Raw genomic sequence first — 25,496 nt, forward strand, 5'->3', positions numbered from 1 at the left:
CGCTGAGACTGGGGCGACGGTTGCCGTGGGGGCGCGATTGCCCGGAGGGGTGAGGGGCTCGACACGCGCTCGGCGAGTGGTACATGCGCTTCGAGTGACTGTTGTGAATAGCGAGGCTATCGTGGCTGGATTGGCGTCATTCCAAGTCACAACACGCCGACGATTCTCTCCTGGCCGGGGCTCGGCGGCCCGTACGGTGGCTCTGTGGGAATTGAAGTCTGGGCGCTCCTCGCCCTCGTCGTCGTTCTCACCGCGTACCTCCTGCCCTTTCTGGTTGGGCGCCGCGAGGTCATGAGTCTGTCCCGTTCCGATGATCGCTATTCCGCCGAGTTGCGGATCCTGGCGACCGGCGAGGCGGCCGTGGTCTCCGACGAGGCTTGCGAGCAGGGCGGGCACGCGAGGATCTTCCGACGGCTCCCGGAGGTGAGGGCGATGAACAGGCCAGCTGTGAGGAACGTCCGCGCGCTGCGCGTCGAGCGCGAGCTCGTGCAGGCCCAACGCGCGCACGATGCCGCTCGCGCTCGCCGCCAGGAAGCCGCCACCAACCGCGCGCGCGTCGCCGCCGGCCTGCTCGGTGTGGGCCTGGGGCTGTGGCTGGTGGGATTCGTGACCGTCATGCCGTGGTGGCCCGCGCTGCTGCCGACGGCGCTGCTCGGGGGGTCGATGGTCGCCGGGCACAAGGCGGCTGAGGCCTCCCGTGCCGCTGACCGCGCTGAGTGGCGCCGCATCGTCGCATTGCGGCGCGAGCTCGACACCCTCACCGGCGCTCGCCCCAAGACCAGGATCGAGTCCGCAGCCCACGGTCCCGCGGGCGCACCCGCTGCCGAATCTCCCCTCGGATCGAGCGGGCGGGGATGGGCCGCCTCCGTCGGGGAGGAGGCGGCCCATGGGACCGCCGGCGATTCGAGCGCCTCCACGCTCAGCGCCGTGAGCGGTGCTGAGCCGGTCGCTCGCGAAGAGGCGGAGGAGCCGGCGAGCGCCACCGAGGACTCCTTGACGTCCGCCGCGGCAGTGCGGGTTGAGGCTGATGCGGCCAAGCCCATGGAATGGGTGATGGAACCGCGCCCACTGAAGTCGGCCGACATCGATCGCGCTGACTCCGGCGAGGCCGAGTCCGATGAGAAGGCTGAACTCGATCGCCGGCGCGTCGCGGCTGCCTCGGCGAGCGAGGGCATCGACTCGGAGAGAGTCTCCCCAGCGGCGAGGCGCCGAGGGGACGATGCCGCGAGCCTCGAGCCGGCGGTTCTACGATCGGCGGCAACCCTGCCGGTCCGCCGCGACGCGACGTCGACCCCTCCTCAGGGCTGGCGTCCCGTGGCGGTGCCCGCTCCGACGTACACGCTCGCCGCGCGGGCCCGCCGCCGCGCGGTGCCGGACTTGGACCTGCCGGAGGCGGAATCGGTGTCATCCCCGGTGCGGCCGCGTAACGCGCGCGCCTATGTACCTGCACCGGTCCTCGACGAGGAGCAGGCCTTCAAGCCCATCGACCTCGATGAGGTCCTGGAGCGGCGCCGCGCCGCGGGGGCGTGATGGTCCGCTGAAACCGCGCGGTGGCGCGGCTCACGGTGCGTCAGGTTGCGGCGTACCGGACTGCTGGTGCTAGTATCATTCGGCACCTGGGGCTATGGCGCAGTTGGTAGCGCGTCTCGTTCGCAATGAGAAGGTCGGGGGTTCGAATCCCCCTAGCTCCACCGGTGGAGGACCGGGCTGAAAGGTTCGGGTCTCCTATCGCCCAGGCTCGTTAGATGAACGATCTGGGGTCGAGATCGGGATCACAGAACCTGAGATTGACAATTACTGCGATCATCTGGTTAAGTTGGTCGAGTCGCCTTGAGAGCGGCGCAACGAGCGAGAAGTTCGGTGCAACGTTCTCCTGGGTGTGTTGTTTGAGAACTCGATAGTGTGTCATGCTTGTTTATGTCATTTTTTGGCCTGTCTGGGTGCTTGATTTTTTTGGTTGGGTGTCTTGGGTGGGTTGTGCTGTGGTGGTTGGCTTGTGCTGTTGCCTGTTTTGGGTGGTGGTGTGGGTTGGTTGCTGTGGCTTTTTTTGTTTGGCCTGTGCTGTTGCCTGTTTTTGGGTGGTGGTGTGGGTTGGGCCTGGTTTGTTTTTTCTGGGCTTGGCTTATGGGATGGATGCGCTTGGTCTGCCTTGTGTTTGGGGTGGGTTGGGTGTGTTTGTTTTGTGGGTTTTGTTTGGAGAGTTTGATCCTGGCTCAGGACGAACGCTGGCGGCGTGCTTAACACATGCAAGTCGAACGGTGAAGCCCTGGCTTTTGTTGGGGTGGATGAGTGGCGAACGGGTGAGTAACACGTGAGTAACCTGCCCCCTTCTTCTGGATACCGCCACGAAAGTGGTGTTAATACGGGATATTCTGGCTCTGTCGCATGGTGGGGTTGGGAAAGGTCTTTTGTCTGGTGGGGGATGGGCTCGCGGCCTATCAGCTTGTTGGTGGGGTGATGGCCTACCAAGGCTTTGACGGGTAGCCGGCCTGAGAGGGTGGACGGCCACACTGGGACTGAGACACGGCCCAGACTCCTACGGGAGGCAGCAGTGGGGGATATTGCACAATGGGCGGAAGCCTGATGCAGCGACGCCGCGTGAGGGATGGAGGCCTTCGGGTTGTGAACCTCTTTCGCTAGTGAAGAAGGCCTGCTTTTTTGGGTGGGTTGACGGTAGCTGGATAAGAAGCGCCGGCTAACTACGTGCCAGCAGCCGCGGTAATACGTAGGGCGCGAGCGTTGTCCGGAATTATTGGGCGTAAAGGGCTTGTAGGCGGTTGGTCGCGTCTGCCGTGAAATCCTCTGGCTTAACTGGGGGCGTGCGGTGGGTACGGGCCGGCTTGAGTGCGGTAGGGGAGACTGGAATTCCTGGTGTAGCGGTGGAATGCGCAGATATCAGGAGGAACACCGGTGGCGAAGGCGGGTCTCTGGGCCGTTACTGACGCTGAGGAGCGAAAGCGTGGGGAGCGAACAGGATTAGATACCCTGGTAGTCCATGCTGTAAACGTTGGGCACTAGGTGTGGGGGGCCTTTCCGGGTTTTCCGCGCCGTAGCTAACGCATTAAGTGCCCCGCCTGGGGAGTACGGCCGCAAGGCTAAAACTCAAAGGAATTGACGGGGGCCCGCACAAGCGGCGGAGCATGCGGATTAATTCGATGCAACGCGAAGAACCTTACCAAGGCTTGACATGTCGGTGTTGGTCGCGGAGACGTGGCTTCCCTGCTTTTGTGGGGCGCCGTCACAGGTGGTGCATGGTTGTCGTCAGCTCGTGTCGTGAGATGTTGGGTTAAGTCCCGCAACGAGCGCAACCCCTGTCCCGTGTTGCCAGCGCGTTATGGCGGGGACTCGCGGGAGACTGCCGGGGTCAACTCGGAGGAGGGTGGGGATGACGTCAAATCATCATGCCCCTTATGTCTTGGGCTTCACGCATGCTACAATGGCCGGTACAGAGGGTTGCGATGCCGTGAGGCGGGGCGAATCCCTTAAAGCCGGTCTCAGTTCGGATCGGTGTCTGCAACTCGACACCGTGAAGTTGGAGTCGCTAGTAATCGCGGATCAGCAACGCCGCGGTGAATACGTTCTCGGGCCTTGTACACACCGCCCGTCACGTCATGAAAGTCGGCAACACCCGAAGCCCGTGGCCTTATGGGGAGCGGTCGAAGGTGGGGCTGGTGATTGGGACGAAGTCGTAACAAGGTAGCCGTACCGGAAGGTGCGGCTGGATCACCTCCTTTCTAAGGAGTTTTTGGCCTCTCGTTTGTTATTGCCTGGTCGTGGTTGGCTGGGTTCGGGGGGTTGGGTGATGTGGGTGAGTGTGGCGCGCTATCGGGGTTCTGGGGCGGCATGCCGTTCCCTTTTGTGGGCCTGATGCTGGCTTGTCTCCCTTTGGTTGGGGGGTGGGTTGGTGTGTGGGTGGGTTGGTTGTGAACTGTATAGTGGGCGCGAGCATCTGCATGGTTCCGTGTTTGCTGTTTTCTTGGTGGGTTCTGGCCTGGTTTGGGTTGGGGTTTGCTGAGGGGGTGGTGTGCGGGGCTGTGTGTGATTTCGTTTGTTTTTGCTCTGTGTGTTTTGTGTGTTGTTTGTTTTTATGGGCGTTCGGTGGATGCCTTGGCATCAGGGGCCGATGAAGGACGTGGTGGCCTGCGATAAGCCTCGGGGAGCCGGCTAGCGGGCTGTGATCCGAGGGTTTCCGAATGGGGGGACCCGGCCGGGGTCATGCCCGGTCACCTGCGCTTGAATTTCATAGGGCGTGGGGGGTGACGCGGGGAAGTGAAACATCTCAGTACCCGCAGGAGAGGATATTCCGTGAGTAGTGGCGAGCGAAAGCGGATGATGGTTAAACCGTGGTCGTGTGATTACCCGGCAGGGGTTGCGGTTGCGGGGTTGTGGGGCATCGCCGTTCTCGTTTCTGCCGGAGCGGGGCGCAGTGAGAAAGCTTGTCTGGTAGCCGAACCTCCTGGGAAGGGGGGCCGTAGTGGGTGATAGCCCCGTAGGCGGAACTGGTGGGCCTGTGTGTGTGGTGTTCCCGAGTAGCACGGGGCCCGTGGAATCCTGTGTGAATCTGCCGAGACCACTCGGTTGCCTGAATACTTCCTGATGACCGATAGCGGATGAGTACCGTGAGGGAATGGTGAAAAGTACCCCGGGAGGGGAGTGAAAGAGTACCTGAAACCGGGCGCCTACGAGCCGTCAGGGCCCTTTTTTGGGGTGATGGCGTGCCTATTGAAGAATGAGCCTGCGAGTCAGTGGCGTGTCGCGAGGCTAACCCGTGTGGGGGAGTCGTAGCGAGAGCGAGTCCGAATTGAGGGCGTTTTAGTGGCGCGTCCTGGACCCGAAGCGGGGTGATCTACCCATGGCCAGGTTGAAGCACGTGTAAGAGCGTGTGGAGGACCGAACCCACCTCAGTTGAAAATGGGGGGGATGAGCTGTGGGTAGGGGTGAAAGGCCAATCAAACTCCGTGATAGCTGGTTCTCCCCGAAATGCATTTAGGTGCAGCGTCTCGTGTTGCCCGGCGGAGGTAGAGCTACTGGGTGGCTGATGGGCCCCACAGGGTTACTGACGTCAGCCAAACTCCGAATGCCGTTCGGGTGTGAGCGGGGCAGTGAGACGGCGGGGGATAAGCTCCGTCGTCGAGAGGGAAACAGCCCAGATCGCCGGCTAAGGCCCCTAAGCGCGTGCTAAGTGGGAAAGGATGTGCGGTCGCGCAGACAACCAGGAGGTTGGCTTAGAAGCAGCCATCCTTGAAAGAGTGCGTAATAGCTCACTGGTCAAGTGATCGTGCGCCGACAATGTAGCGGGGCTCAAGCACGCCGCCGAAGCCGCGGACCCGTCGCGTTTGTTCCTTTCCTTCCTTGTCCCTTTTTGGGCGGGTTGGGCAGGGGTGGCGGGTGGTAGGGGAGCGTCCTGCGCCGGGTGAAGCCTCGGGGTGACCCAGGGGTGGATGGCGTGGGAGTGAGAATGCAGGCATGAGTAGCGATACTAGGGTGAGAAGCCCTAGCGCCGAATGACCAAGGGTTCCAGGGCCAGGCTAGTCCGCCCTGGGTGAGTCGGGACCTAAGGCGAGGCCGACAGGCGTAGTCGATGGATGACGGGTTGATATTCCCGTACCGGTGTAGCACCGTCCATGCTGACGTGCGGGTGCTGACCCACGCCGCTGCTCACGTTGACTTGTGCTGGGGGCTTTCGGGTTCCTGGTGTGGGTTGTGGGTGGTGGTCTGGGGACCCTCCGTGCTGGTAGGCAAGCGCATTAACAGGGGTGACGCGCAGTGGTAGCCTCGCGGGCCTGATGGCTTGGCCCGTTCAAGCGTGCGGCCCGGTCCCTAGGTAAATCCGGGGGCTGCCTGCCCTGTGGGGTGGGAGGGTGAGGCGTGATGGTGACCCCGCTTTTTGGTGGGGGATAGTAGGGTGATCCTGTGGCGCCGAGAAAAGCCCCGGCGCGAGGTGCGAGCCGCCCGTACCCTAAACCGACACAGGTGGTCGGGCAGAGTATGCCTAGGCGCACGAGTGAATCATGGTGAAGGAACTCGGCAAAATGCCCCCGTAACTTCGGGAGAAGGGGGGCCTGAACCCTGAGACGGCTTGCCCGTTGGGGGGGAGGGTCGCAGAGACCAGGGGGGAGCGACTGTTTACTAAAAACACAGGTCCGTGCGAAGCCGCAAGGCGATGTATACGGACTGACGCCTGCCCGGTGCTGGAAGGTTAAGAGGATCTGTCAGCCCCTTTTTTTGGGGTGAAGCGGTGAATTCAAGCCCCAGTAAACGGCGGTGGTAACTATAACCATCCTAAGGTAGCGAAATTCCTTGTCGGGTAAGTTCCGACCTGCACGAATGGCGTAACGACTTCCCCGCTGTCTCCACCATGAGCTCGGCGAAATTGCAGTACGAGTAAAGATGCTCGTTTCGCGCAGAAGGACGGAAAGACCCCGGGACCTTTACTATAGCTTGGTATTGGCGTCCGCTATGGCTTGTGCAGGATAGGTGGGAGACTGTGAGGCCGTCACGCTAGTGGTGGTGGAGTCGTTGTTGAAATACCACTCTGGCCATGGCGTGCGCCTGAACCTGGGCCCGTGATCCGGGTCAGGGACAGTGCCTGGTGGGTAGTTTAACTGGGGCGGTTGCCTCCTAAAGTGTAACGGAGGCGCTCAAAGGTTCCCTCAGCCTGGTCGGCAACCAGGTGTTGAGTGCAAGTGCACAAGGGAGCTTGACTGTGAGACCGACGGGTCGAGCAGGTGCGAAAGCAGGAACTAGTGATCCGGCGATCCCGTGTGGGTGGGTCGTCGCTCAACGGATAAAAGGTACCCCGGGGATAACAGGCTGATCCTGCCCAAGAGTCCATATCGACGGCATGGTTTGGCACCTCGATGTCGGCTCGTCGCATCCTGGGGCTGGAGCAGGTCCCAAGGGTTGGGCTGTTCGCCCATTAAAGCGGTACGCGAGCTGGGTTTAGAACGTCGTGAGACAGTTCGGTCCCTATCCTCTGCGCGCGCAGGATACTTGAGAAGGCCTGTCCCTAGTACGAGAGGACCGGGACGGACGAACCTCTGGTGTGCCAGTTGTCCCGCCAGGGGCACGGCTGGTTGGCTACGTTCGGGACGGGTAACCGCTGAAAGCATCTAAGCGGGAAACCATCTTCAAGATGAGGTATCCATGCCCCTTTTTTTGGGGGGTGGGAGGTCCCCAGTGGATTACTGGGTTGATAGGCCAGGGGTGGAAAGCCTGTAAGGGCTATTGAGCTGACTGGTACTAATCGGCCGATACAATCAACATATTTAGCGCGCTGGCTTGTTCTTGCTTGTTTCCTTGTTGTGGGGCGGGTAGGGATGGTTGGTGCGTGTGCGGAGTTGTTTAGAATACGGCGGCGCGCCCACTATGCGGTTCATGACCAGCCCACAGCCCCCTCTTGTGTTTGTCCTCATGTTTTGTGTGGGGGTTGGGGGGTGGGTGATGTGAGCCTGTCTGCCATGGTGACTTGGTGGGTGGGTGGTGTATAGAGACGTCCCGGTGGTCATAGCGGGGGAGCCACGCCCGGTTTTCCTTTCCGAACCCGGAAGCTAAGACCCCCAGCGCCGATGGTACTGTCCTTGTTAAGGGGCGGGAGAGTAGGACACTGCCGGGTACTTGCTTGGAAGAGAGCAGGGAGACCCCCTGCGCGCCCGTAAGGGTGTGTTGGTGGGGTCTCTCTGTTCTCTTTCTTGTTTTTTGTGTTGTTGTTTTGTTCTCCCACACCCACCCACCCACACACGCACACACGCACACACGCACACACGCACACGCGCCCTTCGCGGCATCACCCCACCCGCCCGCCCGGGGGGTGGCTCAACGACCACCCACCCACACACGCACGCGCGGGTGGGGGGGGTTGGTTCACCATGATGGGCGAGGGCGCGTCTTGTGGTCGCTGTGGGGCGCCGGCCCGTCACGACCGGATCCGGGTGCTGGTCCGACCAAGCGCACCACAACCGGATCCTGGCAGTGATCTCGTCGGGCGCCAAGCAGGTCTTATGCCGTGGCTCTTCAGGTGGCCGGAGAGTCGCCGGGGAGTGTACTGGCCCGCCCCGTCGGAGCTCATCGGCCCCTGGGCGGTGGCCGCCGCCCTCATCGCCTGGACGGTCGCCCTGTTCGCTGCGGCCATTGTGCTGTTCCGGGGCCGTGACATCTGAGGCGCGGCGGCAGGCACTGACGACATCGTCCACGTCAAGCGGCGGCCTGACACAGGCGTCGACAATCCACCCAGGGCCCAGGACCTCACGAGACCCTGCACGGGCGGTCCAGGGCCCTCCTCGCGCCTTGCCGGATCAGATCCAGCTCTGGAACCACATATGCCAGTACCAGAAGTCGTAACTGATTGTCTGGCCGGTCCACAGGGGCCACCACAGCAGCCCGAAGGCAACGGCGAGGAGCACGACGACGCCCATCGCGGCAAGCCCCTCGTACCGCAGCCGCCATCCTGAGACTCCGATCCATTCCTCAGTCAGGAAACTGGGGTTTGCGATACCTCGCCACCTGCCGAAGCCCAGGAATCGGGCGATTACGCCCCGGGGCGCCGGCAGGCCGGGGCCCGTCGTCCCCGCGATAACGGCGTACTCCTCATCTCGCGCGGCCGCCGAGCCCGGCAGTGGCGGGATCATCCCGGACAGCGAGCCCAGCGCGAGAGCGAGCACCATGACGACGCACGGCACGAAGGCCACGGTGTAGAAGGAGAAGATCGTGCGATCGGGGTACTGGAACCACGGAAGGTAGAGGCCCACGTAGCCGATAAGCGGCACCCACATCCTCCAGTCACGGCGAGCCACCGCTACCGTGATGACGACGGCGAGTGCGCCGATACCGAACCACCACACCGGGATGTTCCCGATCGCGGAGATCGCCTCCACGCAGTGGTCGGAGCCGCAGGACGAGCCCAACTGCTCTTTGGGGGGGTAGTAGAAGAGCGTCGGGCGCATCTGCACCAACCAGGAGAGCGGCTTCGACATGTACGGGTGACTGCTGTCCAGGCCCACGTGGAAGCGGTACATCCGGATGTGGTAATCGAGAAGGCTGTTGAGAGAGTCCGGCATCCAGGACCGAGGCAACATCTGGCCGGTCTCGCGCCGCTGCGCGGCCCAATCGCGGTTGAAGGCCTCCGAGTGGGCGAACCAGGAGAACCAGCCGGCCACGTACACGACGAGTGCCGTGGGAACCAGGTAGAGGAAGTCCTGCAACCCCCTGCCGAGGAAGCCCGCCGTGTGCCACGAGCGCGCTCTCACCGCGCGCAGCGCGCAGACATCCCAGACCACCACCAGGACCCCCACTGCGGCGAGCAGATAGAGGCCCGACCACTTGATCGAGCAGGTCAGGCCCAGGCTGATCGCCGTCGCCAGCAGCCACGGCCGCCATAGGAGCAGGGGAGCGGTGCTGCCCGCGGGACGATCGGCGAGCCCCCGGGCGAGCCGCTCGCGCATCCACTGGCGGTCGCGCACGAGGCAATACAGGGCGCAGGTCGCGAACAGGCCGATGAAGTTGTCGAGGAGGGCGATCCGGGACTCAGTGATCCCGATCCCGTCGATGGCCAGGAAGAAGCCCGCCAGACCGGCCAGGAGAGGCGAGTGGGTGAGCCGCATCATGATCCGCGTGACGAGGAGAACGGTGAGCACGCCGGCCAGCGCCGGCATGAACCGCCAGCCGAAGGAATTGACGCCGAAGATCTCCATGCCGGAGCCGATGAGCCACTTCCCGAGCTCGGGGTGGACGACGTAGGAGGGCTTCGTGGTCAGGGCGTGGGCGACGTCGCCCGTGGCGAAGAGGGCGTCGGCCCCCTCCTTCCATTCGGCCTCGTAGCCCACGTGCCAGAGCGCGTAGCCCTCCTTGACGTAATAGATCTCGTCGAACATGAGGCCCCGCGGGTGCGACAGGCCCACGAAGCGCGTGACCGCGGCCAGCAGGGTGACGATCGCGGTGACTGCCCAGCCATTGATGCGCAGGGAGGCGGCGAGCGCCCAGGAGGTGGGGCGCAGCCCGAGGCGCGCCCGAAGGACGTCCCCCGAGCGGTTGTCCATGAGGGGAGTAGCCGTGGGTGCCGTGGGCGCCGTGGGTGCAGGCCGCTTGCCGGCCGCCCAGCGCGCCAACTCCTCGCGAGGCGAGACGCTCTCGGCCCCAGGGGCGCTCGCGGCCGGGACTGCCGCCTCGACGGCGCCCGGCGACGGCAGGGGCCCGACCTCAGGGGTGTCGGGAAGGTCATGCCTGTTATCAGTCACCGGGCGAGTCTAAAGGGGGAGCGCCATACTGGGCCCATGAGCGACGTCACCGCGCCCCCGGGTGCCCATGAGACCGAGCACGAGGCCCATCCGCGCGATGCTGCCGGCGGAGTCGGTGAGGCGGGCGCGACCGGCCCCGCCGAGCCGGGGGCCGATGCCCCACGGCGCGGTGAGATCCTCCTGGCCGCTACCCCCATCGGGAACGCCGGCGATGCTTCCGCCCGACTGCGCCGGGCCCTGGAGGAGGCGGACATCGTCGCGGCCGAGGACACCCGGCGGGTCAAGGCTCTCGCCCAACGGCTCGGCTTGCGCATCGGCGGCAGGACAGTGGCGTACCACGAGCACAATGAGGCCCAGCGGACCGGCGAGCTCATCGAGGCCGCCCAGTCCGGGCGGAGCGTCGTCATGGTCTCCGACGCCGGAATGCCGTCCGTCTCCGACCCCGGCTACCGGCTCGTCGTGGCCGCCGCCGAGGCGGGCGTGCCCGTGAGCGCCGCCCCCGGGCCCTCGGCCGTCCTCACCGCTCTGGCTGTCTCGGGCCTGGCCTCCGATCGCTTCTGCTTCGAGGGCTTCCTGCCCCGCAAGCAGGGGGAGCGGGGCCGGGCCCTGGCCGAGCTCGCCGATGAGCGGCGCACCATGGTTCTCTTCGAGTCCCCACGCCGTGTCCACGCGACCCTCGAGGCGATGGTCGGGGCCTTCGGCCCCGAGCGTCCCGCCGCGCTGTGCCGCGAGCTCACCAAGACCCACGAGGAGGTGCGCCGGGCCACGCTCGCCGAGCTCGCCGCCTCCACGGCCAGTGAGGTGCTCGGGGAGATCGTGCTCGTCGTCGCCGGGGCCCCGCAGCGTGCCGCCGATCCCGAGCAGGCCGCTGCGGAGGCGCTGGCACTGGCCGACGGGGGCATGCGCCTGAAAGAAGCAGCCGCCAAGGCGGCGCGCGGCAGCGGGCTGCGGCCCAACGCGGTCTACCAGCGCGCCCTGGCGCTCCGGCGGTGACAAGCCTCGCGCCCGGCCGGTGACACGGCCGGTTGACGGCCGCCGAGGGCCCGGATTGCCCGAGAGCCCCGGGTGCCCCGGGAGGCCCTCAGGCGGTTGCGCCGCCGGACGGCTCGGCGGCTGGGCCGAGAAGCGCCCGGGCCCTCCGATTCGACGCACCGCGCGTCGCCACCCAGACGATCCCGATGATGAAGACGATCAATCCCGCGCCGCCCAGGAAGAGGGCCCCGAGGAAGCCTCCGACTCCTCAGAACATGCCCGAGACCGTCGCCGCGTCGCCCAACGCGAGGGATTGAGCGCTCCCACTGCACTCGAAGGTGTACATGCCCGAGGCGCTGGGCGTCAGGATCAGCAGCTCGGACTTGTCATTGACGGTCACGGAGCCCGTCACGGAGCCCGTCACGGAGCGCTCCTCAACGGCGCCCGGGCCAGTGATGTCGCAACTCGCGTAGCCGTCGCCGAACAGGCCGTAGTCCTTCCCGCCCTCCAGGGCGGCAGCGGTGGTTCCGTCCGGGTCCAGCGGTTCCAGCGACACCGTTCTCGCGAAGGCGCCGAGACTGAGGATGATGCCGACGATCGCCACGACGATCATGATCACCCCGGAGGCCAGGAGAACCCAGGGCGCCGTCATGCTCTTGACCGCCGGGGGCCGCCAGGGCATGCCGTACCCCGGCGCCACTCCTGGGTAGCCGCCCGGATGGGCGGCCTGGTAGCCCCCGTAGGGTTCCGGCGGCGCGACGGGTGCCCCGGGCCCGGACGACCAGGAACCTCCCGTCGGGCCGAAAGGCGTCGAGGATGGAGCGGGGGACTGGGACATGACTGCTTCTCATCGTCGTGGGACCGCCCTGCGGATGCCCGTTGGACTGTGGCGCCGGTGATGTTGGCGGTGCCAGTGGGCGCAGTGGAGGGCCAGGCGCTCCTAGCGCCCCGATACCACCATACGGCGCCGCGCGCACGAGCGGATAGGCTTGGCCCATGAGCCACATCCTGTCCGCCGTCGCCTGGCCCTACGCCAACGGCCCCCGCCACATCGGCCACGTCGCCGGTTTCGGTGTCCCCTCCGACGTCTTCTCCCGCTACATGCGCATGGCCGGGCACGACGTCCTCATGGTCTCGGGCACTGATGAGCACGGCACCCCCATCCTCGTGGCCGCGGATGCCGAGGGCGTGAGCGCCCGTGAGCTCGCCGACCGCAACAACCGGCTCATCGTCGAGGACCTCGTCGCCCTCGGCCTGTCCTACGACCTCTTCACCCGCACGACGGCGGGCAACCACTACCGGGTGGTCCAGGAGATGTTCCGTACTGTGCGGGACAACGGCTACATGGTCGAGCAGGTCACCCGCTCCGCCATCAGCCCCTCGACCGGCCGTACTCTGCCCGACCGCTACATCGAGGGCACCTGCCCGATCTGCGGCGCCGACGGCGCCCGCGGCGACCAGTGCGACACCTGCGGCAACCAGCTCGACCCCACCGACCTGATCAACCCGCACTCGCGGATCAACGGCGAGACCCCCGAGTTCATCGACTCCACCCACTACTTCCTCGACCTGCCCGCCCTGGCCGACGCCCTGGGCGACTGGCTCGACGAGCGCGAGGCCTCGGGCACGTGGCGCCCCAACGTCATCCGCTTCTCCAAGAACATCCTGGCCGAGATCCGCCCCCGCGCCATGACGCGCGACATCGACTGGGGCATCCCCGTTCCCGGCTGGGAGGACCAGCCCTCCAAGCGCCTCTACGTCTGGTTCGACGCCGTCATCGGCTACCTGTCCGCCTCCATCGAATGGGCGCGCCGCACCGGCGACGCCGAGGCATGGAAGCGGTGGTGGGCCGACCCCAATGCCCTGTCCTACTACTTCATGGGCAAGGACAACATCGTCTTCCACTCCCAGATCTGGCCCGCCGAGCTGCTCGGCTACAACGGTCAGGGCAGCCGCGCAGGCCTGCCCGGCGTCGGTCCCGGCGCGCTTGGCGCGCTCAACCTGCCCACCGAGGTGGTCTCCAGCGAATTCCTCACCATGGAGGGCAAGAAGTTCTCCTCCTCCCACGGCATCGTCATCTACGTGCGCGACTTCCTGGAGCGCTACCAGGCCGACGCCCTGCGCTACTTCATCTGCGCCGCAGGTCCTGAGACCGCCGACGCCGACTTCACCTGGGCCGAGTTCGTGCGCCGCACCAATTCCGAGCTCGTCGCCGGCTGGGGCAACCTCGTCAACCGCACCGCCACCATGATCCACAAGCGCTTCGGCGCCATCCCCGCCCCCGGCGAGTGGGCCGAAGAGGACACTGCGCTCCTGGACGCCATCGAGGCCGGGTTCGACGCCGTCGGCGACCTCATCCGCGCCCACCGGCAGAAGGCCGCCCTCGCCGAGGCGATGCGCCTGGTGGGGGAGGTGAACAAGTACATCGCCGACACCCAGCCCTTCAAGCTCAAGGGCGAGGACGAGGCCACCCAGGCGCGGCTCGCGACCATCCTGCACACCCTCGCCCAGGCGGTCGCCGATCTCAACCTCATGCTCTCGCCCTTCCTGCCGCACGCCGCCAACGACGTCGACCGCGTCCTGGGCGGCGCAGGTCGGATCGCCCCCATGCCGCGCATCGAGGAGGCTGACGAGCTCGACCCCGAGGTCCTGCCCGCCGACTTCGACGGGCGCACCGGCTACCCCATCATCACCGGCGACTACACTGGGGCGCCGACCTGGGGGAGGCACAAGGTCGCCGTCGGCATCCCGATCGCCAAGCCCGCCCCCGTATTCGCCAAGCTCGACGAGTCCATCGTTGAGCAGGAGCTGGCCCGCTACGCCGACTCCGCCCCCGATGACGTCACCGGGGCATGAGCCGCTCTCACCGCGGCCCTGGGGAGCGGTCCTGGCCGCCCGCCGACGCAGTCGCGCCCCTGGCGGCGCCCGTCACCGACAACCACACGCACCTGCCCGTGCCCGGGTTGGCGCCCAGTGGTCCCGGGGCTGATGCGCCGCTGAGCGCGGCCGAGCTCGTCGAGCGGGCCGCGGAGCGCGGCATCACCCGCATCATCACCTCCGCCTGCGAGACGCCCACCTGGGAGGGCTCGCTGGGCCTGGCCCGCGATCTGCCCGGGGTGCGCGTGGCGCTGGCCATCCACCCCAACGAGGCCGTTCTGCACGCGGGGGTGCGCGAAACGGGGCCCGACGGCCTGGAGCCGCGAGTCGAGAAGCACCACGCCGAGCCCCTCGACGAGGCCATGAGCCGCCTCGAGGCGCTCATCCGAGGAGCGGGGGCCGCCGTCGTCGCCGTGGGGGAGACCGGCATGGACCTCTTCCGCACCGGTGAGCGCGGTGCCGCCGTCCAGCGCGAGGCCTTCCGAGCCCACATCGCCCTGGCCAAGGAGCTCGACCTGCCCCTGCAGATCCACGACCGCGACGCCCACGAGGACTGCGTCGGGATCCTCCTGGCCGACGGCGCCCCCGAGCGCACGGTGCTCCACTGCTTCAGCGGCGGGGCGGCACTCGCCCGGGCCTGCGTGGAGAACCACTGGTACGCCTCCATCGCCGGCCCCCTCACCTACCCCTCCAACGGCGCGCTGCGCGACGCCGTCGCCGCCCTGCCCGACGACCTCCTCCTCGTGGAGACCGACGCCCCTTACCTGCCGCCCAAGGCATGGCGCGGCCGTCCCAACGCCGGCTACCTCATGGGGGACACCGTCCGCTTCCTCGCCGAGCAGCGGGGCCTGGACGAGCGCGCCATGTGCGAGCGCCTCGAGAGCACGACCATCGAGGTCTACGGGCACTGGCCCAGCGCGGCGCCGGCCTCGCGCTGAGGGTGCCGCTGGTCCCGGGCCTGTCAAGGCGCATGCGCCCAAGGACCGATGACCCTCATTGAACGATCAGGTCGCGGCGGGGGCGATGTGATGAGGAGCATTGCCCACAAGACGGGGTGTCGGCTAGCGTGGCACCTGTCCCCGAATGATAGGAAGTCGATACCGTGGGTCGCCACTCCGACAGTAGTTCCCTGAGCACCACTTTCACCGAACTCGGAGCGCTCGCAGCCCGGTCCCTGGCCTCGGATCGCAGCGCGGGCCACGGCCGCAGGCGAGCCGAGGGCCCCGCGCGCACCTCGATGGCCCCCGTCATGATGAGGGCCGGTGGCGTCGCCACCGCACTGTCGATCGCCGTCTCCGGGAGCGCCTGGGCCGCCGTCAATGCCCACGAGGACACCGCCGACGACTCCGGATCTCCCGCGATGGCCGCGCTCGGATCCACTGTCAGCGAGGAGGCATCCTCTCAGGACGCCTCCGCCGGCGCGTCCTCCAGTGATCCGAGCGGCGCCGTCACCACCACGGGCACCGAGACTGTCTCCACCCTCACCGAGGACGTTGCCGACCCGCACACATCCTCGCAGAAGGAGAGCGTCGGCCTCGCCGCCGGAGAGAAGAAGATCGAGACCGCCGGCGTCGACGGTGTCACCCGCGTCACCTACCGTGTCGTCAGCGTCGACGGCCAGGAGATCTCCCGCGAGATGGTCTCGAGCGTCGCCGTCACCAAGCGCGTCGACGAGGTCGTCGTCGTCGGCAAGGGCACCCCCCAGGACGTTGCCATCGCCCAGGCGGGCGACGGCAAGACGAAGGCCTCCGCCCAGGCGATTGGAAAGGCCCTGCTGTCCTCCTATGGCTGGGGCGAGGACCAGTACGCCTGCCTCGACAACCTGTGGACCCGCGAGTCCCAGTGGGACTACCAGGCCGTCAACCCTTCATCCGGGGCCTATGGGATCCCGCAGTCCCTGCCCGGTGAGAAGATGGGCTCGGTGTCCAGTGACTGGGCCTCCAACCCCACTACCCAGATCAAGTGGGGTCTGGGCTACATCAAGGAGCGCTACGGCAACCCCTGCGCCGCTTGGGCCCACTCCGAGGCCACCAACTGGTACTGAGCCGACCGACGCCGGGCCGCGGCTGATGCGGCCCCACCCGGGTCGGCGCGGTCGGCAGTCTGAATCTGCTGCGCTGTGATCGCGCCCTCGCGCATGTGACTGGCCTCAATGGAAACGGTCGGCGCGCGTCCGTTAGCGTGAGGGCAGTCAAGCCCATGGAAGGAGGAGTCACGTGACTCCCGCCCCCCGCAAGCACATCCTCGTCCGCTCCGGCGCGCTCGCCGCAGCCGTCGCCGCGAGCGTCTCCGGAGGTGCCTACGCCGCCGTCGAGTCCACCGGCAACGAATCCCTGCCGCTGCCCTCCCCCACCGGCGGTGACATCGCGCAGGCCGCCGAGGCCCCCGCCCCCGAGCCCGACTCGACCTCCGCGATCGGCGGCGAGGTCCCCGAGGCGGAGGGCGCCGCCACCAGCGCGGAGAACGTCGTCGTTGAGGACGTCACCGACGCCCACGGCTCCACCGAGGAGGAGACCGACCAGCTCCCCAAGGGGGAGAAGAAGGTCAAGACGGCCGGCGTCGACGGCGTCACCCGCACCGTTTCCCGCGTGGTCACCGCCGCTGACGGCACGGAGCTCTCCCGTGAGGTCGTCTCCACCGTCACCGTGACCGCCAAGGTCGATGAGGTCGTCCTCGTGGGCACCAAGGAGGAGGCCTCCCAGGCCGCGCCGACGGCCGGCGCCGCGAGCGGCAAAGCCGGCGGTGCGGCGTCGGCGCCCCCGGCGGCCTCCGGGACCGACGCGGCCAGCGCGCAGGCGACCGCCCGCTCCATGATGGGCGCCTACGGCTGGGGTGACAGCGAGTTCTCCTGCCTCGTGAGCCTGTGGAATCGCGAATCCGGTTGGAACTACCAGGCGCAGAACGCCTCTTCGGGCGCCTACGGCATCCCGCAGGCCCTGCCCGGCAGCAAGATGGCCTCGGCCGGCTCGGACTGGCAGACCAACCCCGCCACCCAGATCAACTGGGGCCTGGGCTACATTCAGGGCCGCTACGGCAGCCCCTGCGCCGCCTGGTCCCACTCCGAGAGGACTGGCTGGTACTGACCCTCCCCCTTCCCCTCGCCGAGACCGGTCGAAAATAGGAGCGAAACCGGTTCCCTCTTCGCAGGCGGCGCCGTCGGCCCGTCGTGAGCCGGTCTGTGGTTCCTCGGCTGCCTCAGCGAGACGGCGCTTGGGCGTGACCGGCTCAATAGTGCGGCGCACGGCTCCTCGGGTAGCGTCACCACCACATCCCACCCCGAGGAGCGAATCCCATGACTTCGCGAAACCCTGACGGCCGAGCCTCCGCCCTGAGGGCCGGCGCCATCGCCGTCGCCGTCGGCCTGCTCGTCCCCGGCGGCGCCTATGCCGCTGTGGCCACCACGAGCGCCTCAGCGCAGAACGCCGATCAGGCCAGTGCCGTTGAGGACGACCCCGGCATCGCCTCGCTCGGCAGTGCTTATGAGGCCGCCAGCACCTCCGCGACCGAGGAATCGCTCGTCGTCGAGGACACCACTGAGGCGCACGGCTCCACCGAGGAGGAGACCGACCAGCTCCCCAAGGGGGAGAAGAAGGCCAAGACGGCGGGCGTCGACGGCGTCACCCGCGTCACCTACCGCGTCATCAGCACCGGCGGCGTGGAGGTGTCCCGCGAGGTCGTGTCGTCCGTGGTCGTGACCGCGAAAGTCGATGAGGTCGTCCTCGTGGGCACCAAGGAGGCCGCGGCCACTCCGAGCAGCGCCGACTCCTCCCCGGGATCATCGCAGAGCGCGGCCGCGCCCGCCGATGACGGCAGTCTTGACGACGACTTCCAGCGGCTCGCCCAATGCGAGTCCGGTGGCGACCCGCGTGCCGTCAACCCCGCCGGGTACTACGGGCTCTACCAGTTCTCCCTGGACACTTGGGCCTCTGTGGGCGGCACCGGCAACCCCATCGACGCCAGTCCCGAGGAGCAGACCATGCGCGCCAAGATCCTCCAGCGGCGCTCCGGATGGAGCCAGTGGGGATGCGGGCACTGATGCGCTGAGGCGCGCGGAGCGCTTGCCTCGCGCTCAGGGCGCGGTGGTGCCGCCCATGGCGCACTGGGCCGGTCTCGCTCCTATTTTCGACCGGTCTCGCTCCTGATTTCGACCGGTCTCGGCGAGGGGGTGGGGCGGGGCGCCGGTAGGCTTGGGCTCATGCCCGATACGACACCCCAGGCCGGCGCTGGACTGCTCGGCCCCGCCGAGATCCGGGGACTGGCCGCCACCCTCGGCGTCCGCCCCACTAAGACCCTCGGGCAGAACTTCGTCCACGACGCGGGGACCGTGCACCGCATCGTGCGCTCCGCGGGCGTCGAGCCGGGCGAGTCCGTCCTCGAGATCGGCCCGGGCCTCGGCTCCCTCACCCTGGCGCTCCTGGAGGCCGGGGCTCGCGTCGTCGCCGTCGAGATCGACCCCCTGCTCGCCCGCGCCCTGCCGGCGACCATCGCCGACCGGATGCCCGGCGCCGCCGAGCGCCTGAGCGTCATCAACGCCGACGCCCTGGCCATCACCGGCCTCGAATCGCTGGGGCTCGCCCGGCCCGACGACGGCGCGGCGCCAGACCCCGCCGCCCCCACCCGGCTCGTGGCCAACCTGCCCTACAACGTCGCCGTCCCCGTGCTCCTCTCCGTGCTCGCCGCTCTGCCGTCGATCCGCTCGGCCACCGTCATGGTCCAGGCCGAGGTCGCCGACCGGCTCGCCGCCGCCCCCGGCAGCCGCACCTACGGCGTCCCCTCGGCCAAGACCGCCTGGTACGCCGCCGCCCGCCGCACCATCACCATCGGGCGCACCGTCTTCTGGCCCGTCCCCGGGGTCGACTCCGCGCTCGTCGAGCTCACCCGCCGCGAGCCCCCCGCCACGGCCTCCAGCCGGGAGGAGGTCTTCGCCGTCGTCGACGCCGCCTTCGCCCAGCGCCGCAAGACCCTCCGCCAGGCCCTCGCCACGCTGGTCGGGAGCCCCGGTGCCGCCGAGGCCGCCTGCCGGCGCGCCGGCATCGACCCCGCGCTGCGCGGCGAGCGCCTCGACATCGCCGCCTTCGCGGCCCTCGCCGAGGCCCTCGCCGCCCCTGAGGCGCCGGCCGCCGCCCCGACGGCCCCCACCAGCAGCACCGCCCCTGAGGAGAAGCGATGAACCACCTGCGCGCCGTCCCCGACCCGGACGCCACCGGCCCCCGCGCGGGCTCCGCGACCTCCGTGCGCGTCGAGGCCCCCGGCAAGGTCAACCTGTTCCTATCCGTCGGCGCCCCCCGCCCCGACGGCTACCATCCCCTGACCACCGTCTTCCAAGCCGTGCGCCTCATCGAGACCGTCACCGCGCGCCGCCAGGCCCTCGACGCGCGCGGCCGCATCACCCTCACCCTCGCCGATCCCGATGACGCCGTCCCCACCGACGAGCGCAACCTCGTCGTGCGTGCCGCCCGCCTCCTCGCCGAGGCCACCGGCGTGACCGAGGGCGTCGACCTCCTCCTGCGCAAGCGGGTGCCCGTGGCGGGGGGCATGGCCGGGGGCAGTGCCGACGCCGCCGCAGCACTGCTCGCCTGCAACCACCTGTGGGGCACCGGCCTGGGACTGGGCGATCTTCTCGACCTGGCGGCCCGGCTCGGCGCCGACGTCCCCTTCCCCCTCATGGGCGCCACGGCGCTCGGCCACGGCGTCGGCGAGCGCCTCACCCCCCTCATGGGGCGCGGCACCTACCAGTGGGTGTTCGCCCTGGCCCGCGAGGGCCTGTCCACCCCGGCCGTCTTCGCCCGCTTCGACGAGCTCAGCGCCGCCAGGGCCGGAAGAGCCGGGGCCCCGGCCGTCCCCGCCGAGGTCCCCGAGGCCCTCACAGCCGCCCTGCGCGTCGGCGACGCCGCGGCCCTCGCCGACTGTCTGGCCAACGATCTTCAGGAGGCCGCCCTCGACCTGCGCCCCGAGCTCGCCGAAGTCATCGAGACCGCCGAGCGGGCCGGGGCCCTGCGCGCCATCGTCTCCGGCTCCGGGCCCACCATCGCCGCACTCGCCCCCGACTCGGCCACCGCCCAGCGCGTCGCCCGGGCTCTTTCCGCCTCGGGCGCCTGCGCCGACGTCGTACGCGCCGACGCCCCCGTCGCCGGGGCCCGGGTGGTGGGCTGATGGCGCACCTGCTGGGCATCGAGGACCTGCGCATCATCGTCGGGTCGCGCACCCTCCTCGACGGCGTCCGCCTCGGCATCGAGGATGGCACCCGCGTGGGTGTCCTGGGCCCCAACGGCGCCGGCAAATCCACCCTCCTCGCGGCCCTGGCCGACAGGCGCGAGCCCGACGGCGGCCGCATCACACGCGCCGGGGACCTCAGCGTCGCTCTGCTGGCCCAGTCCGACGACTTCACCCCCGGCACCACGGTCACCCGTGCCGTCCACGGCGACGCCCCCGAGCACGAATGGGCCTCCGATCCCGCCATCCGCGACATCCACACGGGCCTGCTCGCCGACGTCGCCCCCTCCGCCGACGTCACCGCCCTGTCCGGCGGGCAGCGGCGCCGCGTCGCCCTGGCCGCAGTCCTCACCGCCGACGCCCAGGTCGTGCTCCTTGACGAGCCCACCAACCACCTCGATGTCGAAGGCGTCGACTGGCTCGCCCGGCATCTCAGTGCTCGCTTCTCCGGGCGGCGCGCCGGGGTCGGGGCGCTCGTCGTCGTCACCCACGACCGCTGGTTCCTCGACGCCATCTGCACCAACGTGTGGGAGGTCGTCCCCGGCATCGACCCCGGCGGCGACCGCCCCCAGATCCCCGGGCGCATCGAGACCTACGACGGCGGCTACGCGGCCTACGTCCTGGCCCGCGCCGAGCGCGCCCGCCAGGCCGCGGTCACCGCCGCCAAGCGCGACAACCTCCTGCGCAAGGAGCTCGCCTGGCTGCGGCGGGGCGCTCCTGCCCGCACCTCCAAGCCCCGCTTCCGCATCGAGGCCGCCGAGGCGCTCATCGCCGACGTGCCCCCGCCGCGCGACACCGTCCAACTCGCCGCCATGGCCACCGCCCGCCTGGGCAAGAAGGTCATCGACCTGGAGGACGTGAGCCTCAGCTACCCGGGGAGTGGCGGCGGGGCCGTGCCGGGCGAGCTCGGAGCGGCCCCGGCCGGCGCCGCTCCCGCAGAGGTCCTGCGCCATGTCACCTGGCGCCTGGCCCCCGGCGAGCGCGTCGGCATCGTCGGCGTCAACGGCGCGGGCAAGACCACCCTCCTCAGGCTCCTCGAGGGTGGCCTCGAGCCCACCTCCGGGCGGGTGGCCCGCGGCAAGACGGTCGCCGTCGCGACCCTGTCCCAGTCCACTCACGAGCTCGACGCCCTGGCCGACCTGCGCGTCGTCGAGGCCGTCGCCCAGGTGGGGGAGCGCGTCGCAGTCGGCGGCAAGGAGCTCACCGCCTCCCAGCTCGTCGAGCGCCTCGGCTTCACCCGCCAGCGCGCCTGGACGCGCGTCGGCGAGATATCCGGAGGGGAGCGGCGCCGCCTCCAACTGCTGCGCCTGCTCATGACCGAGCCCAATGTCCTCCTCCTGGACGAGCCCACCAACGACCTCGACACCGATACCCTCGCCGCTGTCGAGGACATCCTCGATACCTTCCCGGGCACGCTTGTCGTCGTCTCCCACGACCGCTACCTCCTCGAGCGCGTCACCGACCACCAGGTCGCCGTCCTCGGGGACGGGCAGGTGCGCGACCTGCCCGGTGGGGTCGAGGAGTATCTCGAGCTGCGCCGAGTCGCGGCCGACGGCGCTGGGCGGGGCGTCGTCGTCGGGGCGCGCGATCGCTCCGGCTCCGACCATCCCGGCGACGACGGACGACCCGGCCGATCCGCACAGCCCGCGCTCACCGGCGCCCAGCGCCGCGAGGCCACCAAGGCCCTCGGGCGGATCGAGCGCAGGATGGAGCGCGCCGCCCGCCGCATCGAGGATCTCCATGCCCGCCTCGAGGAGGTCTCGGCCGACCCCGCGCGCCTGGGCGAGTTGGCCGGCCTGGGACGCGAGCTCGCCCAGGCCCAGGTCGAGCACGCGGCCCTGGAAGAGGCGTGGATAGATGCTGCCGAATCGTTGGAGTCCTGACTCGGCTCCTCGCCCGACTTGCCCTTACGATGGTCGGGACGCAACGGCCCGGTGCCGAGCCTGAGGGTCAGGCCGGCTGGCCCAAGAGGAGGTCCTGTGCGCGAGGCTGCAGGCACGATCGGCGAGGCCCGCTGGGGCGCTGGCGACTGGCACGGAATCATCACACCGCGCGCCGCCCTCATCCTGCCCCCGGTCATCCCCATGCCGATCGTCGAGCGGCTCTGGCGGGACCTCCACGGGGACGGTCTGACGACGGCAGCCGTCCTGTGGGATGTCATTTCCAGCGTCGTCGCCCGTACGGGTGACCGGCCCGATTTCGCCTTCGTCCTCTTCGAGCCCGACGGGAACCGACACGTGGCTGTGCGGGGGCGCGGGGTCGTGCGCACCTCCCACGGGGACGTCGCCTCGGGCCCCACCTCCACGTGGACCGAGACCATCGTCCAGCCCTCCGACACCCTGGTCCTGCTCACTCCGGACACCGGCGACGGCATCATGCGGCCCCTGGCCGATGGCATCGCGCCGGTCAGCGTCGTGGCGCTGCCCGCGCTCGCGGAGGAGGAGCGGCCCGAGGGCGCGGCCATCGTCCACGACGCGGCCAGCCTCCCCCGCCGGGCTGAGGCCTCCGGCCCCTCCCCCGCCACGAGCCGCCCCACCGCCGATGTCCTCACCGGTGCCCCTGTCTCCGCCCCATCAGCGGCGCCGGTCGCCGCATCGGCCGGGCCGGCTCCGTCCACCGCGCCGCCGGTGCAGGCGGGCCGGCCGGAGACTCTGCCCGAGCCCGCCGTGGAATCCACGCTCGCGGTTCCCTTCGACCCCGCCGCAATCCTCGCCGGCGTCGACCAGCAGGGCGTCCCCGTGATCGACGGCGTCCCCGCGACTCTGCCCGAGCCCGCCGTGGAATCTACGCTCGCGGTTCCCTTCGACCCCGCCGCAATCCTCGCCGGTATGAATCAGGGCTCGACCCCCGCCGAGGCAGGGGGCTGGACAGCCTCCGGGCCGGCGGTGACGGCCGGCACCGCGCCAGCCCCGTCCGCAGGCTCCGCGCCCCTCCACTCGGCATCAGCGACTTCGGCGCCCGCCGTGCCCTCGGCCCCGATCGCCGCCTCGGGCCCCGCGGCCCTCTCCGCGGATATGCCCGCCCAGACCGGCCCGGGCATCGCGGCGCCCCCCGGCCTCGCCGTCGGCCCCGAGTCCACCGGTGAGTCCTCCCTCACCAGACCCGCGCCCCTCAAGCGCGGGGACCACGATGGCTCCACAGTGGCGGAGCTCCCGGGCGATCTCCTCGAGGAGATCCACGCGGCTCGCTCCGAGCTGGCCGAGCTCCCCACGCCGGACCGCAGTGGCCCCATCCCATCCCATGGCGCGCGCGTTCTGTCCGCCTTCTGCGCGAACTCGCACCCCAACCCCACTCACCTCGTGGCCTGCCGCGTCTGCGGGGCGCCCCTGGAGGGGCCCGTTCGGCTCGCGCCGCGGCCCGTGCTCGGCAGCCTCGTCCTGTCCGACGGGCGCGTCCTGTCACTCGGCGGGCCCATCGTGCTGGGGCGGCGGCCCTCGGCCGACCGCGTCGCCACCTTCGATGCCGGCTTCCCCACCTGCATCAAGGTATCCAGTCCGGATCGGCAGATCTCCCGCAACCATCTCCTCATCGACATTGACGAGTGGTCGGTCCTCGCCCGCGACCTGTCCAACACCAACGGCACGGTCCTGCTGCGGGAGGGCTCCGCCCCGGTCCACCTGTCCCGTGTGGAGACCACCATCCTGCGCAGTGGGGACGTGCTCGAGCTCGGTGAGGGAGTCACTGCGCGCTTCGAGGCCGCCTGATGGCCTCCCAGATCGACTCGCCCCCGCATATCGCCGGACTCAAGCACCTCCGCGTCCTCGGTTCGGGCGGATACTCCACCGTCCATCTCTACGAGCAGCAGGTGCCCCGCCGCGAGATCGCGGTCAAGGTCATGCGCGGCCCCTCCTCGGATCTCTTCCAGTCCGAGGCCGAGCTCATGGCCCGCGTCTCCAGCCACCCGGCGATCCTGTCGCTCTTCGGCGCCGGCGTCACCGAGGACGGGTTCGCCTACATCGTCATGGAGTACTGCCCGCCGCCCCAGTTGTGGACCGTGGCGCGCCGTCGGCCCCTGAGCATCGCCGATGCCCTGCGCACCATCATCCAGATCTCCGGCGCCGTCGAGACCGCCCATCGGGCCGGCATCATCCACCGCGATATCAAGCCCGCGAACATCCTGCTGACCGCCTACCGCCGGCCCGTCCTGGCCGACTTCGGCATCTCTTCCGTGGCCGGTGACGCCAACCAGGCCACTCGGGGGCTCTCCGTGCCCTGGGCTCCGCCCGAGCAGCTCATCGACGCCGCCAACCCGCATCCCTCGGCCGACGTCTACTCCTTGGCGGCCACCTGCTACTCCCTCCTTTCCGGGCGAAGCCCCTTCGGCTCGGTCGGCCAGAAGGACGACATCTTCCAGCTCTCCCGGAAGATCATCTCCGACCCCGTGCCGCCCCTCCAGCGCCCCGATGCCCCCGAGGCCCTCAAGAGGGTCCTCGAGGTCGCCATGGACAAGAGTCCCATGCAGCGCTACCCCAGCGCCCTGGCCTTGGGCCGTGCTCTGCAGGAGATCGAGTCGTCCCTCAACCTCCCGCCCACCACTATCGATCTTCTTCAAGACTCCCTCGACGGGTCCGAGGACGTCGGCGACGACGATGATTCCGGTACCCGCATCGCCGTCTTCTCCCGCGTGACCACTCCGACCCAGGCGCCCCCCGCCGCTCCGGAGGAGGACGACTCCGAGGAGACCGAGGAGGAGGCGCCCAGGAGGTCCTTCGTCGTCCCCGGCCTCATCGGGGCGGCCGCGATCGCGGTGGCTTCCGTGGGCGGCTACGTCGTGTGGAGCACTCCCGGCGAGGAGAGGCCTCCGGGCAGTTTCGCGACCATCCAGGCCGACCAGGCCGCTCCGCTGAAGGAGACCGCTCCCGCGCCTCAGGGCCTCGCCGGCGAGCTCACCGCTGATGGGACCGTCCGCTTCACCTGGTCGGCTCCGGCGGCCGACTGGGCGGGGGAGTACCAGTACCGTCAGTGGCGGGGCGCGGTCCCCACCTGGGAGACGACCGCTGACACCTCCGCCGTGCTGCCCGCGGGCCAGACCTGCATCGAGGTCGTGGCCGTGCGTGACGACCGCCGGGCCTCCAACCCCGTCCATGCCTGCGTCGACGCCCCGACCCCCTGAGCCTTCCTCCCCCTTTCTCCCCTTTCATCGAGACCGGTCGAAAATAGGAGCGAGACCGGTCCGCGGACCGGTCTCGCTCCTATTTTCGA

General features: G+C 68.9%; 15 protein-coding genes, 1 tRNA gene and 3 rRNA genes. 17 read left to right on the forward strand and 2 right to left on the reverse strand.

The window, feature by feature from the left end; genetic code table 11:
* Positions 1 to 204 precede the first annotated feature (204 nt).
* From B6G06_RS00950 to B6G06_RS10165, 6 genes are all read left to right on the forward strand, one after another.
* Positions 205 to 1,530 (forward strand): hypothetical protein, encoded by a 1,326-nt coding sequence (locus B6G06_RS00950; RefSeq protein WP_081170501.1) that lies wholly within the window; start codon positions 205 to 207, stop codon positions 1,528 to 1,530.
* Positions 1,531 to 1,618: 88 nt separating this feature from the next.
* Positions 1,619 to 1,691: transfer RNA gene (locus B6G06_RS00955), tRNA-Ala, on the forward strand.
* A 499-nt stretch (positions 1,692 to 2,190) separates the two neighbouring features.
* Positions 2,191 to 3,734 (forward strand): 16S ribosomal RNA (locus B6G06_RS00960).
* Between the two features lie 339 nt (positions 3,735 to 4,073).
* A 23S ribosomal RNA gene (locus tag B6G06_RS00965) occupies positions 4,074 to 7,267 on the forward strand.
* A gap of 229 nt (positions 7,268 to 7,496) precedes the next feature.
* Positions 7,497 to 7,615: ribosomal RNA gene (gene rrf / locus B6G06_RS00970) — 5S ribosomal RNA — on the forward strand.
* Together the 16S, 23S and 5S rRNA genes with 1 tRNA gene alongside form the textbook arrangement of a ribosomal RNA operon.
* Before the next feature lie 385 nt (positions 7,616 to 8,000).
* A complete protein-coding gene (locus tag B6G06_RS10165; RefSeq protein ID WP_164505173.1) occupies positions 8,001 to 8,159 on the forward strand; it encodes a hypothetical protein in 159 nt (52 codons plus the stop codon).
* Between the two features lie 135 nt (positions 8,160 to 8,294).
* Here the strand turns inward: B6G06_RS10165 and B6G06_RS00975 are convergent, their stop codons facing one another.
* Positions 8,295 to 10,232: a dolichyl-phosphate-mannose--protein mannosyltransferase gene (locus tag B6G06_RS00975; protein ID WP_308421842.1), complete on the reverse strand. Its 1,938-nt coding sequence runs from the start codon at positions 10,230 to 10,232 to the stop codon at positions 8,295 to 8,297.
* Between the two features lie 36 nt (positions 10,233 to 10,268).
* On the opposite strand from B6G06_RS00975, the gene rsmI reads away from it, so the two are divergent.
* Positions 10,269 to 11,225 carry a 16S rRNA (cytidine(1402)-2'-O)-methyltransferase gene (gene rsmI / locus B6G06_RS00980; RefSeq protein ID WP_081170503.1) on the forward strand — a complete coding sequence of 319 codons (957 nt, stop codon included), beginning with the start codon at positions 10,269 to 10,271 and terminating at the stop codon, positions 11,223 to 11,225.
* 247 nt (positions 11,226 to 11,472) lie between these two features.
* On the opposite strand, the gene B6G06_RS00985 is transcribed toward rsmI, so the two are convergent.
* Positions 11,473 to 12,042, reverse strand: a complete 570-nt coding sequence (locus B6G06_RS00985) for a hypothetical protein (protein WP_125898864.1) — start codon at positions 12,040 to 12,042, stop codon at positions 11,473 to 11,475.
* Positions 12,043 to 12,200: 158 nt separating this feature from the next.
* Between B6G06_RS00985 and metG the strand changes: the two genes are divergently transcribed.
* From metG to B6G06_RS01035, 10 genes are all read left to right on the forward strand, one after another.
* Positions 12,201 to 14,060, forward strand: coding sequence for a methionine--tRNA ligase (gene metG / locus B6G06_RS00990; RefSeq protein WP_080462422.1), 1,860 nt, complete (start codon positions 12,201 to 12,203; stop codon positions 14,058 to 14,060).
* The gene (locus B6G06_RS00995; protein WP_080462421.1) at positions 14,057 to 15,019 is read left to right on the forward strand and encodes a TatD family hydrolase; all 963 of its coding nucleotides are present in this window, start codon (positions 14,057 to 14,059) and stop codon (positions 15,017 to 15,019) included. The genes metG and B6G06_RS00995 overlap by 4 nt, the downstream gene beginning before the upstream one ends.
* A 164-nt stretch (positions 15,020 to 15,183) precedes the next feature.
* Complete coding sequence (locus B6G06_RS01000; protein ID WP_080462420.1) at positions 15,184 to 16,125, forward strand: G5 domain-containing protein; 942 nt, start codon at positions 15,184 to 15,186, stop codon at positions 16,123 to 16,125.
* 172 nt (positions 16,126 to 16,297) lie between these two features.
* Positions 16,298 to 17,164 carry an aggregation-promoting factor C-terminal-like domain-containing protein gene (locus B6G06_RS01005; RefSeq protein ID WP_080462419.1) on the forward strand — a complete coding sequence of 289 codons (867 nt, stop codon included), beginning with the start codon at positions 16,298 to 16,300 and terminating at the stop codon, positions 17,162 to 17,164.
* A 209-nt stretch (positions 17,165 to 17,373) separates the two neighbouring features.
* Complete coding sequence (locus B6G06_RS01010) at positions 17,374 to 18,117, forward strand: resuscitation-promoting factor (protein WP_080462418.1); 744 nt, start codon at positions 17,374 to 17,376, stop codon at positions 18,115 to 18,117.
* A gap of 159 nt (positions 18,118 to 18,276) precedes the next feature.
* A complete protein-coding gene (gene rsmA, locus B6G06_RS01015) occupies positions 18,277 to 19,251 on the forward strand; it encodes a 16S rRNA (adenine(1518)-N(6)/adenine(1519)-N(6))-dimethyltransferase RsmA (protein ID WP_081170507.1) in 975 nt (324 codons plus the stop codon).
* A complete protein-coding gene (locus tag B6G06_RS01020; protein ID WP_081170508.1) occupies positions 19,248 to 20,234 on the forward strand; it encodes a 4-(cytidine 5'-diphospho)-2-C-methyl-D-erythritol kinase in 987 nt (328 codons plus the stop codon). The genes rsmA and B6G06_RS01020 overlap by 4 nt, the downstream gene beginning before the upstream one ends.
* Complete coding sequence (locus B6G06_RS01025) at positions 20,234 to 22,177, forward strand: ABC-F family ATP-binding cassette domain-containing protein (RefSeq protein ID WP_081170510.1); 1,944 nt, start codon at positions 20,234 to 20,236, stop codon at positions 22,175 to 22,177. Before B6G06_RS01020 ends, B6G06_RS01025 begins: the two co-directional genes overlap by 1 nt.
* A gap of 96 nt (positions 22,178 to 22,273) precedes the next feature.
* A complete protein-coding gene (locus B6G06_RS01030) occupies positions 22,274 to 23,998 on the forward strand; it encodes an FHA domain-containing protein (RefSeq protein ID WP_081170512.1) in 1,725 nt (574 codons plus the stop codon).
* Positions 23,998 to 25,407: a serine/threonine-protein kinase gene (locus B6G06_RS01035; RefSeq protein ID WP_080462413.1), complete on the forward strand. Its 1,410-nt coding sequence runs from the start codon at positions 23,998 to 24,000 to the stop codon at positions 25,405 to 25,407. Before B6G06_RS01030 ends, B6G06_RS01035 begins: the two co-directional genes overlap by 1 nt.
* Positions 25,408 to 25,496 lie beyond the last annotated feature (89 nt).

The sequence above is a fragment of the Actinomyces gaoshouyii genome, from assembly GCF_002076915.1.
In the GTDB taxonomy this organism is placed as follows: Bacteria; Actinomycetota; Actinomycetes; order Actinomycetales; family Actinomycetaceae; genus Actinomyces; species Actinomyces gaoshouyii.